Annotated in this window: 2 protein-coding genes; both read right to left on the reverse strand. The window is 65.5% G+C overall.

Features of this window, described 5'->3' with window-relative positions:
• Positions 1 to 525, reverse strand: a 525-nt coding sequence (locus EN991_RS35875) for a helix-turn-helix domain-containing protein (RefSeq protein ID WP_164769644.1), incomplete at its 3' end; no start/stop codon positions are given.
• 54 nt (positions 526 to 579) lie between these two features.
• On the reverse strand, positions 580 to 1455 hold the full coding sequence (locus EN991_RS35880; RefSeq protein ID WP_127370498.1) for a uracil-DNA glycosylase: 876 nt from the start codon (positions 1453 to 1455) through the stop codon (positions 580 to 582).
• Positions 1456 to 1489 lie beyond the last annotated feature (34 nt).

Raw genomic sequence — 1489 nt, forward strand, 5'->3', positions numbered from 1 at the left:
ATTCTGGTGTTTCAGGCGCTCGAGCAGATGCGTGCGCCATTCCTGGAGATTGACGATGCGTGGCGCGATGCCGCCGGGATGCAGGCTGAGGCGAAGCACGTTGACCGGCGGCGTCAGCAGCGAAGCCTCGCTGACATCGGCAAGGAAGGGAGCGATGGCGGCGTTGGCCGAAACCAGGTTCCAGTGGCGGTCGACAGCGAGTGCCGGGAACGGCTCGTGGCCTTTGAGCACGATTTCGACCGCCGCCATCGCCGGCGCCATTGTCGTGTCGGTCAGCGAGCGTTCGCCGAAACTGGGGGCAAAGCCGGCGGCGAGCAGCAACTGGTTGCGTTGCCTCAGCGGGATCGACAATTGCTCGGCCAGATGCAGCACCATGTCGCGCGAGGGCGCGGCGCGGCCGCTTTCGACGAAGCTCAGATGCCGCTGCGAGATTTCGGCCTCCATGGCGAGGTCGAGCTGCGACATGCGCCGGCGCGTGCGCCATTCGCGAATGAGGCTGCCGGCGGAGGTTTGGGCTGTTGTCATGAGTGAATGGTTAGGCTGGTGAGGACGGCATTTCAATTACCTGCGAGGTTATCGCTAGGTGAGCCCTCGCAGCTTTGCCTTCACTTCGAGGAAATCCCGCCACGCCAGCTTCTTGTGCGACGGGGTTCGCAGGAGATAGGCCGGATGCAGCGTCGGCATGGCCGGGATGGCGATGCCGGATGCCGTCGTGTGAACGCGCCAATTGCCGCGCAGCCGCAATATGCCTTCCGAGGTGTTGAGCAAGGTCTTGGCCGACGGGCCGCCAAGATTGATCAGCACCTTGGGATTGACCAGCTCGATCTGCCGTTCGATGAACGGCCGGCAGATCTCGGTTTCGTGCGGCGTCGGCGTGCGATTGCCCGGCGGCCGCCAGGGAATGACATTGGCGATATAGGCTGAAGTGCGGTCGAGCCCGATCGCGACCAGCATGCGGTCGAGCAGCCGGCCCGAGCGGCCGACGAAGGGCAGGCCCTCGATGTCCTCGTCGCGGCCGGGCGCCTCGCCGACCAGCATGACGGCGGCTTCCGGGTTGCCGTCGGCAAACACCAGGTTCTTGGCGGTGGCCTTGAGATTGCAGCCCTCGAACGCCGCCATATGCTGGCGAAGCTCGTCCAGCGTCGTTGCTGTGGTCGCCAATTGGCGGGCAAGTGCCGCCTGCGCTTCGTCGGGAACCGCAGTCGTCGCAGACGGCGACCGCGCGACGGGTGGTGCATTTGCTCTGTCCCCGGCTTCGCCGCGGGTCGTCGAGCGCAGCGGTGCGGCGGTGCCACCCGAAGGCGCTGCAATCGGCGCGCGTTCCATCGGCTTTGGCGCAACCTCGGCGAACCGGTTCACCGGCTGCTCTTCGAGCGCCTCGTCGACGCCCACGCTGGCGTAAAACGCCAGCAGGTCGGCGATATCAGGTCTGTTGGTTGGGGAAGCGGCAGTCATCGATTCACATTCGTCCGCGTGGCGGCAATTTGCA

It is taken from the genome of Mesorhizobium sp. M7A.F.Ca.US.005.03.2.1, assembly GCF_003997795.1.
In the GTDB taxonomy this organism is placed as follows: domain Bacteria; phylum Pseudomonadota; class Alphaproteobacteria; order Rhizobiales; family Rhizobiaceae; genus Mesorhizobium; species Mesorhizobium ciceri.

What these genes read in the sequence shown, in the direction of transcription:
- EN991_RS35880 (WP_127370498.1), bottom strand. Translation starts at nt 1,455, where the DNA reads ATGACTGCCGCTTCCCCAACCAACAGACCTGATATCGCCGACCTGCTG.